General features: G+C 64.5%; 1 protein-coding gene (only partly in view). It reads right to left on the reverse strand.

Translation table 11 applies throughout. The features are described from left to right. A protein-coding gene (locus B6V76_RS06010; RefSeq protein ID WP_141104887.1) for a matrixin family metalloprotease crosses the window boundary here: on the reverse strand, positions 1–18889 show its end. Its footprint extends 19364 nt past the window's final position; 18889 of the gene's 38253 nt are visible here — the last part of the coding sequence; its start codon lies off the right edge, out of view — the gene reads right to left on this strand; the stop codon is at positions 1–3.

Genomic DNA, 18889 nt, shown 5'->3' on the forward strand with positions numbered 1-18889 from the left:
TCAGCCTTTTGCACCGCGCGATTGTTTACCCGAATTACCTGAATTACCCCGCGCGGACGTGGTTGTTGCTGGCGCGGGATCGGTGACAGGGGCAGCGCTCGGGGCCGAGGTGGTGTCGCTGGTCGCGGTATCCTGCGCTGTGCTGGTAGTCGTCGCCGTGTCGTTTGCCGTATCGGTCGAACTATCGGGCACCGATGCAGGCGCTGGCGCGGCGGCCTCCTGCGTGGCAAGGGTCGGGTCCATCCACGCCGCCGCGTCGCTATCGTCGGCAAGACCGAGGATATGGCCGAATTCGTGCTTGAGCGCGTCGACGAGGTTCAGCCCTTCGCTGCCGTCGAGCGACCAGCCATGCCCCGCCCCGTCCGCGTCGAGCGTTATCGCGCCCGCGGTCGTGTAGCCCAGCAGCGTGCCGTCGAGCGAGGCGATGGAAATCTGCACCGCTTCGAGCTTGACGAGATCCTCAGCGCTCAGCCCCAGTTCCTGCGCGATCTCTTCCAGCGCCTGCGCCCGGGCCTCGGCCAGAAGGGCTTCATCGAGAACTGCGCCCTCCGGCGCGGTCGCAACCGTTTCTGCATGGAGCGCCTGCGCCGCCTCGATGGTCAGCGACCAGCTTTCCAGCGTGCCGGTCTTGCGCTTCGCCCCGTCGACGATTTCCAGCGTCCAGACACCGCCCGACATCTTGCCCTCAAGCGCCGCCAGATCACCCGACGGACGATAGGTCACGCCGTAAGGCGCGGCGGCACTGGTGATGCTCTCTCCCGCCGCATCGTCGAAGCGCGTATCGATCGCCGTACCATCAAGCGCCGCGAACAGTTCGATCCGCGTGCCATCCGGCGCGATCAGCGTGACGGTCAGATCGCTCAGCCGCTCATGGATCAGGCTGAGGGTCACGTCGAGATCGGCGATCACCACATCCGAGCCGACATAGAGGCTCTGGGTCGTGACGCCCTGATCCGCAATCGCGATCGGACCTGCGGAATTATAGTCGTAGATCAGCGAGCCGGTGTCGGGCGTGAAATAGGCCGGGTCATTCGTGGCAAGGCGCACATCGTCGAAGCTGGCCGCGTCGAAGGCCATCAGCCCGACTGCACCGTCGGCGACGGGCGCGTAGAAGGCGTGGCCCAGAATTTCGTGGCCGTTGAGCGAGAGGCTGACAGTGCTGCGGGCGAGCGTGATCTCGACCTTGTTGGGATGTCCGCCATCGATGGCGATGTCGTAGCTCGCAGTTTCCACGAAGCCGTCGCGCTGCGTGTAATAGCCGATCGAGACGCGGTCGTTGGCCGTGTCGATCATGGCGTATTTGTAGCGCCCGTCCGTGTAGCTGTCGAAGACGAAGCCGGCGCGGCCGTTGGTCTCGATCTGCGCTGCAAGCCGCGTGACAGAGGTCTCCGCGATCACCAGATCGGCGAGCGCGATGGCGGGGGCACCTGCAGGCTGAGCATCCAGCGCGCCCGCATCGATCTGCCAAGCGGCGTCAGTGGCGAAGCGATCCGCGATGCCATCAGTGAAGTCCTCGGTCTCATCAAGGGTAAATTCCGGTGGCAGCACTTGCACCGCAATATTGTCGAGCTTCGTCACCGAGTTCTGCGCGCCGATCCCGACATAGCCCGAGTTCAGCCCGTGCGTGACGCCGTATTGATCGACCCGCGCGTCAAAGACATGGGTGAAGTATTCCTGCCCGTCGATCACCAGCGTCGCGGTCAGCCCGTTGATCGCAAGGAGCAGGTTATAGGGCGTGTCGGGCTTGGCCTGCACCGGGGTCTGCTCCAGCACGATCCAGCCATCGGCGGTGCGGATACCCATCTCGAACTTGTCGGTCGAGATGTTCACGCCCGCGAATTTGAAGTCGGTCGGCGACTGGTAATCGAAGATCAGATAGGCGTTCGACTTCAGACCCGCCGTGGGCTTGCCGCCGACGATGGTCGCCTTCATCTCGAAATAGCTGGGTAGCGCGTCGCCGATATAGAAGACCGAGACAGCATCGCCGCCGAGCGTTTCCGGGCTCACCGCAAAGGCGCCGCCCTGAACTGTCCAGATCCCGCTATCGGCTGCGAAACCCTTCGCGTCCTGACCGCCGCCATTGCCGTTGAAATCGGCCGAGCGCAGCACGTCGCGGCGACCGCCCGGAATGTTGCCCGGCTGCGGGTCATTCGGCGCGCCGGTCTGATCCTGCCACGCGTCGTCCTTCTGCATCACCAGCCCCAGCTCGCCCCACGGCTCGCCGTTGCGGTCGGCATTGTAATCGCCAGTATCGGCCGCGCGGGTGGGATCGGCGCCGTCGGAGGCCGAGAGATCGTAGAGATATTCCTGGATCTGCGGTGCCAGCGCACGGGAGATCGTGAAGGCACCGAAGGGCGCGAAGGGCACGATGTAGCTGTTGAACTCACCCACCCAGTCGATCAGGCGATCACCGCCAGTGTTGCCGATCATGATGTCGCGACCGGCACCGCCATAGACGATGTCTTCATAGCTCGACGACGTGTCGGGCGTGTCGTTCGCGCCCAGGGCCGAGCCATCCGCGTCGCGGGTATGGTCGTCATCGACATCGATCAGATCATCGCCCCAGCCGCCATAGACATGGTCGCGCCCGGTGCCACCGACGAGCCAGTCATTGCCCAGATCGCCGAAGATCACGTCATTGCCATCGCTATAGACCGGGCTGCCATCCTGTTCGAGCGTGCCGACCTGCGGCGCGCCCGGATCGGCCGGATCGAAGCTCGCGAAGAAGGTCAGACCGTCGACCGCCTCGGAGAGCGAGACGTAATGGCCAGCGGCGTCGATCACGATCACATCGCGCGGGTTGTATTCGTCATAGGCCGCGAACTCGCCCGCGTAGAAGGCGTTGTAGCCCAGCGCATTTCCTTGCGTGACCGTCGGATCGGTGGACCAGAACGGAACCGTGTAATCCGAGCGGACCAGCACGCCTGCCACACCCGGCGCCAGCGCGTCGCTCGGATAGGCGAGATACCAGGCCTCGGCCAGCGCCTCAGCGCCCGAGACCAGATCGTCGCCCGCGCCGCCATGCAGGAAGTCGTCGCCCAGACCGCCATAGATGATGTCGTCCGCATAGGCCGGATCGAGCAACGGATCGTCGGTTTCGCCATCGGCGGTCAGGAAGAAGGGCGTGAGGTTCACGGTCTTCTTCAGCGCGCCCTGAACGTTGATATCGGCCTGCTGGATTTTACCCGGGGTCGAGATCGTCTCCTTGCTGACACTTGCGATCGCGTAAAGCGGCTCGTCGTAGCTCGAGGAATTGCGCGAGGTCCAGATGCGACCGTCGTCGCCCAGCACGCCGTCCTGACCGGTGCCGCCCGAAATCCAGTCGTGGCCCCAGCCGCCGATCAGATCGTCGTCCTGACCTTCGCCATAGAGCACGTCATTGCCGGTCATGCCGTAGATCGCGTCGTCGCCGCCCTCGCCGTGGATTTCATCCGCGCCGCCATTGTCGGCCAGCGCAGCCGCGCCCCAGACATCCGGGCCGCCGGTGTGATAGTCGAGCAGCTCGACCGCGCGCACCACCAGCCAGGCGTCGGAATGATCCGCGCCGCCAACCGCGATACCCGAGGCCCGCGCCGGATCGAGCGTATCGTAGTTGAAGCCGAGGAAGCCGTTCGCACCGACCAGACGCAGGATGCGGCCGTTGTCGCCAAGGATCACATCCGCGTCGCGGGCATGGGCGTTGGCACCGCTCTGACCATAGTCGTTGCGGCTCAGCGTCACCGGATCGCCCTGCCCGCCGAAGAGCATATCGGCACCGTCGGGACGGAAGGCCTCGGTAACATTCGCGGTCGCCAGCAGATCGAGGCTGAAGCCGTCACCGGTCGCGCGCGCGTCATGGATGTAGAGATCCGAGGAACCGCCGATGATATCGTCCTGCCCCAGCCCGCCGAAGACGATGTCGTTGCCGCCATTGGCCTCGATATAGTCGTCGCCGTCGCGTGCGGCATTAATGCTGCGGGTCGGGTTCACGCTGAGCGTGCCATCGGCAAGGCGCGTGGCGTAGCCGTTGTCGGTCGCGTCATAGGCGGTGTCATTCGGCAGCAGCCCACGGAACGTGGCCGAGCCGTCGCCCTGGATCGCATCGTCGCCGAGCTGGCCGAAGATCACATCGTCACCCGCACCGCCTGCGAGGTAATCCGCGCCGTAGAGATCGGTCCGGTTGGCCTCGGTCGCGTCGGTGTGATCGAAGAGGGCGATCAGCCGCTCTTCCACGCCGGTCGGGTTGGTCTGGGCCGCATCGCCCGCATTCGAGCCGGTGCCGTCATCGGCAGCGTCATAGATCGTCAGCGTGCCATCGGCGAGCATCCGGAAGCGCAGGCTCTCGGCCGCGTCGGTGCGGATCACGATGCCATTGTCGCCAAGGATCACGTCATTGTCGGTCGCATTCGGGTCGAGCGCCTGCGCATCCAGATCGAACCAGGCGCTGATCACCGGGCGATCCTCGAACAGTACCGCGCCGTTGCCGTCGATACGGTCCGCGCCGTCATCGCCGCCCGGACGGTTATGGCCGCCGATCAGGTCGTCGTCGCCATTGCCGCCGTAGATCACATCAGCGCCCTGCTGACCCAGCGCGATATCCGCGCCATCCTCGGCGAAGATCATGTCGCGCCCGCCGCCGTCGTTCTCGGTTCGCAGGATCGAGTAGAAGTCGAACTGCGTGGTGAGCTCGGTCAGGTTCAGCGGCAGAAGGTCGGCATCCACGCCGCCGCCCGGCTGCGCCACGATCCGACCATGATCGCCGAAGACCAGATCATTGCCCGCACCCGCGAAGATCGTGTCATCCGCCGTACCGCCGATGATGAAGTCGCGTCCCGCGCCGGTAGCGATCAGATCGTTGCCGCCGATCATCGCGCCGGTGTCGGCATAGCGATCCTCGGTGGTCGCGATCTCGTCGATATCGGAGGCGTCTCCATCGAGGCCGACCCAGTCGATGAAGCCGGTATCGCCGATCACGATATTGCCCGCGTCATGCAGCGTGGCGTCGGTGTCGGTCGCGGCATAGACCTCACCGACCTTCACGTTGATCGCGTCGCCGCCAGCTCCGCCCAGCACGATGTCATAGCCGATGCCTGCAAGGATCACGTCATCGCCGCCGATCTCGGGCGCGGTCGTCTCGATCAGGCCCAGCGTGATCGGCTGCGTGCCGAAGCGCGGCGCGTCATCCGTGGCGGCCACGATCCGGCCGTTATCGCCCAGCACGATATTGTCGCCCTGCCCCGCGTCGACATAGTCGCCCGAAATCTCTTCGCCTTCGACGAGGATCGTCGCGGCGGTGGTTTCGCGGTCGCGCGAGCGGGTGCCGTCGATCAGCGCGTCGATGATCGTCTCGCCATCTTCACCGGCGAGCACGATATCGTCGCCCAGGCCTGTCACGATCCGATCGGAGCCGCCATAGGTCTCGGCGGTGGTGGCGATTTCGTCGATATCGGTGCGGTCGCCGTCAGCCGAAACGTAGTCGACAAACCCGCTGTCACCGATCACGATATCCGTACCGCTGTCGGTTGCGCCGTCGGTGGTGATCGTGTCGCCATTGACGCCGCCCAGCACGATATCGTCGCCGCCAAGAGTGGTGATCGTGTCCGCACCGCCGATGGTCGGGTCGATCGTGTAGATCAGCGTGGGCGCGACATCGGTACCGTCATTGACGTGATCCGGGCCGCCCGAGCCAAGCTTCAGCGCATAGCCCGTGCCATCCGCGGTGAGATAGTCGATCCGACCGCGATCGCCGAAGACGATGTCATTCGCGAGACCCGAGGTGATGCGGTCATCGCCCTGACCGCCAAAGATGATCAACGGCAGCGTGCTGAGTGCTGCATCGACGACATCGTCATCGGCGAATTCCAGATAGTCGCGGGCATAGCCCCAATCGGGCACATAATTCGCGTCATGCGGACCTTGGGTGTTGAGCACGAAGGCCCCGTCCTCGCTCGCCTGCAGATCCACGGTCACATCGTCATTGCCCAGACCGGTGTTCAGAACCGTCAGCTCGCGGCCGCCTTCAATGTCACGCGCATGGGTGCCGTCGATGGCGATCGCATCGGCGCCGAAGCCGGTCCAGTAGGTGATGCCACCCAGGAAGTTGCCCGCCGCATCCGCGCCATAGGTGATCGGCGCGGGCGCGATACCGACGACGAAGATCTCGTTGACGCTCGACAGCTCGGTATCGTCGCCCCATGCGGCGGCGGCGGCCAGCGCGGCATCGCGATCATCGGTGATTTCAGCGCGCAGATCGGTCGTGCCGTCGCCCTGCACCGTCGCCTCGTCCGAGATCATCAGCTTGTGGCGACCGGTGCCCGCTTCGATGTTGAGCATGCCTTCGATGTTCAGCAGATGGCCGGTCAGGAAGGTCGTGTCGGTGTCGAGCCCGAAGCCCGCCTCGGAGGAGACATAGATCCGCTCGTCGCCTGCACCGAGGTTCAGCGTGGTATGGGCGGTGGTGCCGCGCACGTTGATCACGTCATTGCCTGCCCCCATCCCGATCTCGAGATATTCGACGCCGTAGTAATCGACACCGTCCATCCGGGTCTCGAGCGTGGCCAGATCGGTCTGGATCCCCAGCGGGCCGAGCAGATAGTCGAGCGCCGGGTCGCCGCCATTGACCACGACCGAAATCCGCTCGCCCGAGCGCGAGGTGATGACAAGCACCGTGCCCTCGACATGGGCGATGATGTTCGGACCCTGCGCATCCATGATCTGGGCTGCCAGTGCCGCAGCCACATCCCCCGCCGTATCCCCGGCCAGCGCGGTATAGGCGAAGCTCGACAGTGCGAAGTCGCCCGGGAAGGCATCGTCGAACAGCGGCGTCGCGAGATCGGTCAGATCGATGGTGAAGGTGTCGCCCGCGCTCGGCTCGGCGATATCGATGCGCGCCTCCAGCACATCGCCCGTCAGACCGCGCGTATCGACAGCCTCGACCGTGGTCTGGGCCAGCGCGCCTTGGAAGGTCAGGTAGATCGTGTCGCCGAAGCGGTCGACCGCGAAGTTCTTGGTGTAGGGCAGGAACGGACGGCTGTTATTCGGGTTCAGGATCGGCTCGAGGATCGCGGCGATCTCTTCGGCCGTCGCGTCATAGGCGATCGGGTCAGAGATCCGCAGATCCATGTTGCCAAGCACATCCGGCACGATGAAGGCCAGCGTGAAGGTCCCGCCCTCGGCGGCGATGGTGATCGCCTGCATCTGGTTCAGGCCCGGATCGGTGGTGCCCTTGATGACTTCGGTGACCTCGATATTGGCGGTGGTGTTCGCATCGCTGGTGATCCCGCTCGCATCGACGATCAGGTCGGGCAGATCGACGCCACCGGTCGGGCCGCCGAAGTTGACGGTGTAGATATAGCCGCTATCGGTCGCCTCGACACTGACCTCCGCATCGGTGCCGTAATCGGCAAAGACCGTGTCGATCGCCGCTTTCATCGCCGCGGCATCCGCATCGAAGGCCACCGTGACCGGCGTTCCATCCGGCAGAGCCAGCGTGAAGCTGCCGCCGGTGCCGCGGGTCTCGATCTGGATACGCTCGGCCACCGAGGGCATATCGAGCCCGGCCACGCGCGCGCCGTCCAGCACGAGGACATTGTCATTCAGGTCGGCGCTGTCATCGAGGAACAGACGGTCATTCTCGCCCGCGCCCATGTCGACAATCAGCAGGCCGGTGATCTGGTCGACCACGCCCTGATCGGAGCCGATATAGACCTGATCGTCGCCATTGCCGGTGCGGATGATCGTGTGACCGGCAGTGGTCTTCACATAGATCACGTCATTGCCGTCGGCGCTGTCGATGATGGTCTTGCCGCGATGGGTGCTTTCGACCGTGAAGGTATCCACGTTGCGGCCCAGACGGATGTCGACCACTTCGAGGCCGGTATAGCTGACGCCGCCCGCGATCAGCTCGCCGCCGATATAGGTGTCGCCGCCCATTCCCAGACCCGAGAGATGGTTCTCGGTCAGCACGCCGCTGTCGATGGCCGGGCTCTCGTTGTTGAAGACGGTGAGCGTGTCGATCTGCTCGGCCTCGTCCACGCGCAGGTTCGGATTGACAGGCGCATAGGTGATTAGCGCGCCCGGATCGGTGTCGAACCCTTCGGGCGGCGTACTCTCCAGCACCATCTGGCTGCCCGATACGACCGGCGCATAGACCGAGGAAATCCGCGCCGCCAACCCTTGGGTGACCGAGCCGAAGCTGCCATCGGCAGTGACCGAAGCCGGCGTGGCCGCGCCGTTGATCGTCAGCGCCCAGCTCGCGCCGCTCACCGGCGGTTGGATCAGGTGGAACGCAGCCGTGGTCCAGTGGATATTCGCGTCGTTGTAGAGGCTCTGCACCGGCGCGCCGCCGATGGTCGAGGTCAGGCCCGCATAGGTGGTGACCGCGATATCGAAGGCGACCGCATCGGCGCGCTTCACATGCAGGCGGGTCTCGCCCAGCAGGTTGACCGTCGCCACCGCTTCATATTCGGCCGAAGCGTCGATCAGAGCGGCCAGTTCGCGCAGCACGATCGAGCGATAGGCGTGTGCGGTGTCCGGCGTGTAGCTGAAGTCGGTGCCGTCGAGCGTCACGGTCACGGTTTCGAAGGCGGTCACGTCGCCCGCCAGATCGACCGAAGCCGTCAGCCAGTCGATCAGCGACAGATCGCTCTGATCGGGAGTGCCGAAGAACCAGACATAGCCCTCTTCGACCGCATCCTGCGTGCCGACCATCAGCGAGAGCGTCATGCCAGCATCGTTGACGAGCGAGAGGATATCTTCCGAGACGTTCGCGATATCGACACGGCCGCTCAGCGTGCCATCGGGATCGATGGTCGCGATGTCGTAGATCGTGGCGGTGTCGTTGATGCGCGGATCGAAGCCCGGACGCTCGCCGTAATCGCCGTTCACATGGGTCAGCTCTTCGGGATCGATGGTGATCACCGTGCCGCCATCGGTCACCGTCCCGGTCACGCCATCGGCCAGCGGAATGTTCGTCTCGCCCGGCAGCAGCACCGGCACGCGCAGCGACACGTCGGTATCGCTCTCGCCGCCGATGATCGAGACCGGGCCGCGGATCGAGTTCACGCGGTCGTTGAAGGCGCCGAAGACCTGCGCGTCGCCGCCATCCACGATGGTGTCGTCGATCGCGATCACGGTGATCTGCTGCGGGGTCATCCAGTTGGTGTTATCGAACTCGACGAACTGACGCGCCGCGATCTCGCCCGCCTTATGGCCGCTGACGGAGGCCGAGGCTGCGTAATCCGCCGCCGGATCGGCCAGTTCGCGGATGGAGATCACGCGACCATCGACGATCACCTCATAGGCGCGCGGATCGCCATTCGTGGTGGCCGCATCATTCGCGAGGTTGATCTGCGCGCCGAGTGCGGCCGCGATGTTCGACAGCGACTGACCGGCGCTCACGGTATGGGAGAAGGTCTGGCCGTCGAAGTTGACTGTCCAGACCTCACCCGCCGCGGGCGCGCCCATCATCTCGAATTCGAGGACATTGGCGAAGCTGAAGTCCTGCACGGTGCGGGTGTCGATGCTGCCCTGGCTGTCCCCCGCGATACCGACCTCGACGAAGAAGCGGGTGAAGCTCGCGCTGGCAGCGACCGAGATTTCGATCGCACCATCGGCGGTCAGCGTGGCGTTATAGCCGGAGACCCCGTTGATCGCAGTGATCAGGCCCGTAGCAACCGCGTCGAGATCGTCGCCCGCCTGAACCGTGTAGCCGACCGTCTGAGCGCCAGCGCGGAGGGCCACATCGTCGAAAAGCGTGACCTGCCAGGTCTCACCCTCGACCGCTTCGCCTGCCAGCGACAGCGCGGCGAGCGGGGCTGCGACCTGAACCTGCACAAGTTCGTTCTCTCCGAAGTTCGCATCCGCATTGAACGCCTCTTGCGAATTGTAGGTGCGGGTCGGCAGCGGGGTGACATCGACGCGGACCGTGTTGTTGCCGCTCAGCGCACCGGTCAGCACGACCGAGAAGCTGTCCACGACCTGCACATCGCCCGGCGCGCGTTCTGCCAGATCGGTCGAACCGCCCGTCTGGATGATCTCCACCGTCGGCGCGTCATCGTCGAGCACGGTGACGTCGAGCGGCGCGGGCGCGAGATTGTCGCCGTTGCGGCCCACGATGTAGCTGTAGGGCGTGAATTGCTGCGCGAGTTCGGCATTGGTGATGTTGGTCCCGATCTCATAGGCGAGGCTCGTGCCCTCGGGGATGACGATCGGGGTCAGCGGCGCCGCGAAGGCGATGCGGGCAAGCTGCCAATGAGTCTTCGATTTAACCGCGTCCACGCTGACATAATCGCCGCCGATCGTGGTGCTCGCCGCGTCGGGGCTCGACTTGCGCAGCACTTCGATAGAGAAAGCCTCGATGCCCCCCGCGCCCGGGGTGCGGAAGATGAAGATCTCGCCCGGATCGTAGCTCGGCGGCGTCAGGCTCGCATCGCTCGCAATCGCGATCGAGGCATCTTCGCTGTCGAGCGGCAGCAGCGAGAACGCCGTGGACGAGGTCAGCGTGATCGCGCCATTGGCATCGACCACCGCCGTGATCCCGAGATTGGCCGCGGTGATCAGCGCCGCCAGCTCGTCGGAGATGCCCGCGATGCCGCCCAGCTCGTCGCCCGATTGCGAGGTGTAGCTTATGATCTGCCCGTCGACGAGGATGGTCCAAGTCTTCGAGCCGCTGGTCGGGCTATAGATCGCGCCTTCGACCGAGGGCAGCAGCGTCGCTTGCAGATAGCCCGCCGAGGCCGAGTAATCGGCACCCGCGAACTGAGCGACCAGCTTGTTGACGATGTCGCTCATGGTGTCGCCGAATTCGGCGGTTGCCTGCACCTGCAGCCCGTCGAGCTTGATGATCCAGGTCGCGCCATCGACCAGCGTGCCATCGGCGGCCAGCGTACCGTCCGCCATCGACGCGCCAAGGCGGAAGGCCACGATGTCGTATGCGCGCTTGCTGCTGGCCGCATCGACGCTCAGTTCATCGCTCGAGAACTCGAACGCGTCGCCCGAGATCGAGACATAGATGTCGCCGGTGGGTGTGAAGAGGTAGCCGGAGGCGGGATCGCTGGTTTCGATCAGCAGCTTGAAGGAGACGCCATCCGCCGCCGAAATGCTGCGCGTGGCACCCGTGCCCGTCATCGCCGCAGCCTGCTCGGCGTCGGCATTCACCAGCGTCGCGAAGGCATCTGCGATATCCGCAGCGGTCGCGGTATGATCGAGGCGTGCATCGACCACGATCGTGCCTTCGGTGACGGTCGAGAGGTCGGCCACCACTTCGCCGATTCCGACGCCGACCACGTAGTCGATCCCGCCAAGCGTGAGCGTGTAGATCTCGGACACCGCGGTATTCGGGCGCAGGATCGTCAGATCGGCAGCGGTATAAAGCACCTCGGCGCTGCGCGGCTGGCTGATATCGCGGTTGATGTTCGCCGCGACCCCACCGGCCACGTCCGCATAGGTCGCACCAAGGAAGGCGTCGCGCGTATCTTCGAAGATCGAGGGCTGGATGCGAGCGTAATGCACGCCCTCATCGGCGCTATCGTTCACCGCCTCGATCGTCACGAATTTCGCGGTGTTCCAGTCGGAGCCGTCGAAGTTCACGACATTCGAGGACAGCGTCACGTTGCCATCGACCGCGAAGTTCACCTGCACCGGGCCGGTCGGCGCGCGGCTCAGCATCACGGCAAAGCCGTCATTTGCGGCAAGCGCCGCGGCCTCGGCCACGATCGTATCGCCCGCGAGATCGATGGCCGAGGAGTTGTCGACCGGGAAGATCAGCAGCTCGGCCACTTCGTCGTCGATCACATCGACCAGCATGTTCGGCACGGCGAGATTGTCGAAGCCGGTATCGTCGGCGCGGCTGTCGCCCTCGGTCACGGTATGGCGCAGCTGGACGATGCCGCGACCCTCGGCCACCAGATCGTTGATTGCGGTGACGGTCACGTATTGCGGCGTATCCCAGTTGGCCGCCGTGAAGTGCAGCACCGTACCCGAGGCCGATCCGTTGACCAGCACACCCTCGGCGCCCGCGGCCACATCGCCCTCGGTGCCCAGCGTCGGCGAGATCGTGATGTAGACGTCTTCGTCCGGCGCACGCGACAGCGCGATCGCGTAGCGGGTGACCGACATGGTCGGATCGGCGGTTGCGGCCTCGAAGACGCGCAGTACGCTGGAGCCCGCCTCGCCATCGGCATTGAAGAAGACCAGATCGGGCGCGTCATTGTCCTTGATCTGCGAGACCGGATCCTGCGCCCAGATCGCCTGATAGCGCGGATCGGTGCTGTCGACCGTGGTCTGGATCAGGCCGCTATGGCCGTTGAGGCCGTTCGACACGACGGTGATCGCGCCGCCCTCGGTGACACCGTCGAGATCCGAGCCGCCAAGGTTCACGCTATCCGAGCCCAGACCGCCCACGATCTCCAGCAGCACGCCCTCGGAGGTGCTCTCGATGAAGAAGGTGTCGTTGCCCTGCAGCGCATCGACCACCAGCTTCTCCATGCCCGTGTAGGAGATGAACAGCCCGCCGCCATAGACGCCATTCTTGGTGATGACGTAGTCGTCGCCCATCTCGGTGCCGATCACGGTCATCGTGTCGAAGCCGTCGCCGCCATCGATGCGGACCGGCGCGTTCACCGCATATTGGATGAAGTCGGCACCCTGCCCGCCATTGATGTTGGTGAAGGGCGCGGCCGGGTCGTTCGGGTCGACGCGGACGAAGGAGCGGACCTGGAACGTGTCGTCGTCAGCCTCGCCATAGAGGAACAGCTCGGCCTTGTTCGAATAGACGGTGAAGCTGTCCTCGCCGTCGCCGCCACGGATCGTGGTATCGAAGCTGACGCCGTTCGACAGGAAGCCGACTGTGACCTGCGTGGTCTCGTAATAGTCGATGCCGCTCAGGCCGTTATAGGGGTTCTGCTCGTCGCGGAAGGAGGCGAAGAGCTGGCCGATCTGGAACGTGTCGTCGCCAGCATCGCCGAAGGCCTGAACGCCCGCGAGCGTGTCGTCGAAGACGAAGAGGTCATTGCCCGCGCGCCCGAAGACACGCAGATCGGCGTCGATGGCGGAGTTGTATTCCACCCGCTCGACCACGGTGTTGAGAATCGTGCCATCCTCGGCGATCGGCAGCGCCGCGACCACGCCTACATCGAGGTCATGATTGGCGCGGAACAGGAACAGGTCGCGCCCGTCGGTGCCGCGGATTTCGGCGCGGTCGATCCCGTCGAAGGCGGTACCGGTATCGAGGATGCGGATCGTGGAGTTGCCCGCGCTCGCCAGACCGATGTCATAGAGGTCGCTGCCCGCCTGACCGTCGATATCTAGCTCGAACCCGTCGATGCCGTTTAGGAAGGTCTGGGTGCCGTCGGCGTAGTAGTTGACCTGCACCAGATCGTTACCCGCGCCGAGGTTGAGGAAGGTGCGGCCCGAGATCTTCTCGATGGTGATCGCATCCGAGGTGGCATCGCCCGTCGCGGTTTCGTCGCCTGTGTTCAGCGTGGTGATGCCCGCATGGGTGTCGGAGACGTGGAAGCCGTTATTGCCGTTGCTGAGCGACAGCTCCAGTTCCTCGAAGCCCGCATAGACCACGCCCAGCGTCATGCCGAGGCCGACGATCTCCGTGCCGCTCAGATAGCCACCCTGATCGGGTAGCGTGTCGCCCGCATCGGACACGATCAGCGTATCGCCATGGTTCACGATGGTGCCGTCGACCGTGTAGGTGACCGGATCATTCGCGCCCGCATCGATCGTCAGGTAGCCGAAGAGGATCGCGTTAAGCGTGCCGTCATTGGCCAGCGGCGTGTCGGGATCGTCATCGGTGACGGTGACCGCATCGTCGCCCGCGCCGGTGTCGATCGTGGTCGGGCCATTGATCGCGAAAACCTTGATGATGTCGGCGCCGTCGCGGGTCTCGAGCGTCGTCACGTCGCGCTTGCCGGTCGACTTGAGGGTGACGTCGTTCACGCCGTCGCCCAGATCGACATTGACGTTTTCGAGCGCGATATAGCGGATGCCTGCGGTCGCGGCGGTGAAACCATCCACGAAGATGAAGCCTTCGACCGCCGTGCGATCTTCCAGCCCGATCACCCCGGTGGTCGCGCCGGTATTGCCGCTGTCGTCGATGTTGAGCGTGTCACTGCCCCGATCGGCGAGGATCGGACCGCTATAGGTGTCATAGGCATCGATCTGGATCAGCGCATCGATGCCCGAGAGCGTGCCGCCCAGCGGGGCCGTGCCCGGCTCGGACGAGGCGGCGGAGCCGAGGTTGATCACGTCGTCGCCGATGCCGCTGTTGATATAGATCGGCAGATCGGTCGCGGTGACGGCGATCACGTCGGACCCCTCGCGGGTATCCACCTCGATCACGTCGAGATTGCTGTGATCGATGCTGACAGCCGCCGCGCCCAGCACCTTGTTCGCCGCGTTGGTGTAGCGCGACACGGTCATCAGGCCCACCGACAGCGCGACGTAGTCGTCCCCCTGCGAGCCCAGATAGACCAGCTTGTCGGCGTCGGTGGTGCTGCTGTCCGTAATATGGACGGTGAAGCCCGAACCGAGCGGGGCCGCGATGATGTAATGCTCCAGATCGCCGCTCGCATCCGACCCCTTGTTATCGAGCGTGACCGTGCCGTTGAAGGCGCTGACGCCGATGGCCAGACCGCCCACAGTGACCGAACCGCTCAGGTCGTTCACGACGAAGGTATTGTTGACGCCGTCGCCGCCGGTCAGATCGACCGCTTCGAAGATGCCGTTCAGACGCTCGACGGTGGTCTGACCCGCACTGAGGCCCGAGGTGCTCCACAGATCGGCGTCGCCCGGCACCATCGCGCCATCGGTCGTACCCTCCGCATAGGCCGTGGAGCCGTCCGCCTGGAAGACTTTGCCGACCAGGAACAGGTTCTCGTAGAGGCCCATATCCTCGCCTGCGAAGACCTCGATCAGCGTATCGGTCTCGTTCGCCTCGTCGGTGTCGCGGAAGATGTCGAGCCCCTCGCCGCCGGTCACGGTGTCCGAGCCCACGCCGCCATCGATCACGTCGTTGAAGATCGAGCCGATGATCCGGTCGTTGCCGCCCTGCCCTTCCAGCGTCAGCGCGATCAGGTCATGGGTCAGTGGCGTCGCATTGGCCGGGTCGCCCGCAGCCACGGCCGGGCCCGCGGTGATCTTGTCATTGCCGCCCCCCGCCGAAATCCGCAGCGTGTCGCCCTTGGCGCGGATCGTGTCGTCGAAGATGACGGTCACGGTGCCGGTCGACCAGGTGGCGACGAGGATGAATTCCTGATCGGCCACCGCACCCGCCTTCAGCGTGAAGGTATCGGCGCCACCGGTGCCGTTGAAGATCACCGTATCGGCCACACCGTCGCTCGCACCGTCGATCTCGGCCACATCCTTTGAGGGATCGGCGGATTCCACGACCAGATCGTCGTCGATGCGCATCGTGTTCAGATCGGTCTGGCCAAGGGGGTTGACCGTCAGCGTATCCGTGCCGCCAAGCAGATGGATGATCAGACCCTCGACACCGTCGGCCTCAAACCCGCTGCCATCAGCGTCGAGCGCCTGCAGGATGCCGGAGTTGGCGGGCTTCTGGCCGACCGTGACCGTGTCGGGGTTGGCCGTGCCGTAAAGCAGTATTGTATCGGTGCCCCCGCCGCCGTCGATCACCTCGATGCCATCGGAGGCGAGATTGCGGAAGATGCGGTCATTACCAGTGCCGCCGTTGATCGTGTTCGCGCCGCCGCGACCATCGATCTCGTCCGCGCCGCCCTCGCCATCGATCACATCCGCTGCCGCGCCACCGATCAGGCGGTCCGCGCCGGTGCCACCGTAGATCGTGGCGACGCCCGTGCCGTTCTGCAGCACCACGTCATCGCCACCGAGCGCGTAGATCGTGATCGGCACCAGCGCATCCGAGACGATCCGGTCATTCGCGCCCGAGCCGTAGATGATCGAGCCAGCCGCGACGCCGCTGCCGATGCTGATCTGATCGCCCAGATCGCCCGCAGTGCCGCCTTCGGAGGCCGAGTTGATCGTAACCTGACCGTCGCCCTCGTAGGCCACGGTATCGACACCCGCACCGCCCACGAAGAGGATCGGCACGGCGACGCCGTCGCGCACGACCAGCAGGTCGTCGCCGGAGCCGCCATAGCCGCGGATTTCATGGACGTGCTCAAAGACCTGCTCGCGGCCCGAATAGATCACGCGGATCGTCTGCGCGCCGTTCACCGCAGGCGAGACCGCTTCGATGATATAGGTCTCACCCGCCGTCGCTTCGCCGATGCCGCGCTTGGTATTCGCGTCGCCCATGTTCAGCACGAGGATCGTGGAGGTGTCATCCCAATCCTTGTAGGTGCCCGAATTGGTGTCGCCGTTCAGATCCCCCGCGAGATAGATCGGGGTCGGGAATTCGACATAGCCCACGGTGAAGGACATGCTCACCGAGACCTTCACGAAGAGCACCTTCACGCTCGCGCTGGCCGAGATCACGATCGGCACGCGGCCGGTGCCGGTCGCGGTGGCCGAGAAGCTGATCGAAACCGTGGCCCAGCTGATGTTGAAGGCGCGTAGCGAAACCGAGGCCGAGCCCGACACACCGAGCTTGTAGACGTCCGCCGCATCGTCGAAGAGGTAATAGACCCGGATCGAGAAGTTGCCCGTCAGGCCGAAGCTGTTCGAGCCCAACACGAGGCGACCGCTCAGCGAGAGGTCGAAATAGCCGTCCGAGTTGAACCAGCCGTTCACGCTCATCGTGGCGAGGCCGAAGAAGTCCATGCTGGCATAGAAGTCCACGCGCCAGTCGTTCTGCACCACTTCGATCCGGAAGCCCGCGTCGAACTTGAGGACCTTCAGGAACTCGACCTTACCGCTGAGATCGAGCACGAAACTGCTCGCCTGCAGCACTCGGCCCGAGATCGTCACGTCGCGGCCGACCGTGTTGAGCATCAGCTTGCCGTTGGCTTCGATGTCGATCACCAGCGCGATATTGGCGTTGATGCTGACATCGAGGAGCAACGCGAGACCGTCGAGCTCGCCAGTGCTGGAGTTGAAGAACAGCACCGCGCCACCCGCCGCCGAGACGTTGAGGCCCGCAAGACCGAAGGTCACGTCGAACTCGACGCGGAACTCGCTCGCGTTCAGGCCGATATAGACGCGGCCCGATGCGGTCGCGAGATTGATGAAGTTGACCGAGCCGACGATCTCGAGGCTGAAGCCCGAGGCGACGGTGACCGAGATCGTGCTCTCCTGACCGCTGGTATTGATGGTCGGGATCTCGAGGGTGCGCGCGCTGGAGAAGGTGTTGAGCTGGAAGATCGCGTCGCCAGTCACGGTGATGACGCCCGCGAGGTCGAGGTTGAGATCGATCTCGGCATAGATCACCAGCCCGCCATCCGCGATCACGAGACCGCCGGTCAGACCGAATTCGGCCACGCCCACGAGCTTCGCCTGCACATCCAGCGTTGCGACCAGTTCGAAATCGGGCGCGGTGCCTATGCGGAAGGTGAAGACGCCCGTCAACTCGATCACATCCGAAACGACCAGCGTGCCGGTGACCTTCAGGAACAGCCCGTTCTCGACCGAAATCGTGCCGTAATAGAAGGTGCCATCCGTGTTGGCGGTCGCATCGCCCGCAAGAACCAGAGCGTCATATTCGCTCTGCGTGACGATCGTGTAGCGATCCTGCGTCGTCGCGTAGGTGTTGAATTCGAGCATGATCGAGAGCGACCCGCCAAGGCTGACGCCCGGAAGCTCCAGCCCGCCGACCAGCGACAGCTGCGCCCGCCCGACCACGCCCGGATCGCTCGCGCCGATATTCGCCTCGAGATAGAGCATCCCCTCGACCGCGCCGAAGTTCTCGATCCGGCCGGAGACTGTCCCTTGGATCGTCACGGAGTCTCCGGTGCCCGTCACCGACAGGAAGCCGTTCAGCGTCACCGTATCGAAGAGCGTCACCGAGCCGCTGATCTGGACCACGAAATAGGCGCCCGCGGATTTCGTCGTATCCGGCACGTTCTGGCCCAGGATCGGCGGACGGTCGAAAATCTCGAAGGTCGTCGGCACGTTCGCGGGCAGGAACGGCACGAGCGCGTCGGGCACGTCGAAGGTCTGGTTGATGCCGGTGGTGTTGAAGAGCACCATCACCTCCGCCTCGAAACGGAAGATATCCGCCGCGATATTGCCGAAGCTGCCGGCATTGTTCGCCGCGTCCGTGTTCTCGCCGCCGGCATCGCCCACGCTCACCTCGAGCGACAGGCTGCCTGCAACACCGAAGGCGCTGCCCGGGGCGGTGCCGAAATCGATGATCAGAAGACCGACCGCCTGACCAGAAATCACGTTGAACACGTTGGCGCTTGCCGCGACGAAGACCTCGACCCGGTCTTGCGAAATCTTCAGGTAGAAGGCGCCAGTCAGCTCGGCATAGACGTTGACGCTCGTGTCGACATCCGGGTCGTTCGCGTTCTGATCGGTCAGCTTGATCGCGCCGCCGATATAGAAGACGACCGAGTTGCGCGACAACTCGTAGGTCTGGTCTTCGGAATGCAGCGTCGCGGTGCCGTCGAGGCTTTCGATGAAGTAGATCGACCCGCCGTCGGTGATCCGCCAGCGCGACTGGGTGTTCAGTTCGCGCACCAGTTCGATCTTGGCTTCCGAGCTGAGCGTGACGCCGAACTGGGCGAAGGTCGTGCGCACTTCCGTGCTTATCGCCTGCTTCTGGTAGAAGCCTTCGTTGGCCTGGCTCGGCAGCGCGCCGAGATCCGCCACGGCCACCGTGTCATCACCGCCAGCGGTGCGCTCAAGCTGATCGCCGAGGATGCCTTCGAGCGACAGGGTCTCGACCTTGTCCTCGCCCGACATGTTGATCATCAGGGTCGCGTTGCCCTTGATCCAGACGCCGTATTCGTTGAGCGCTTCGAAGTTCGGCTGGATGGTG

Origin of the sequence: Thioclava sp. IC9 (assembly GCF_002213225.1) — a bacterium.
GTDB lineage: Bacteria > Pseudomonadota > Alphaproteobacteria > Rhodobacterales > Rhodobacteraceae > Thioclava > Thioclava nitratireducens.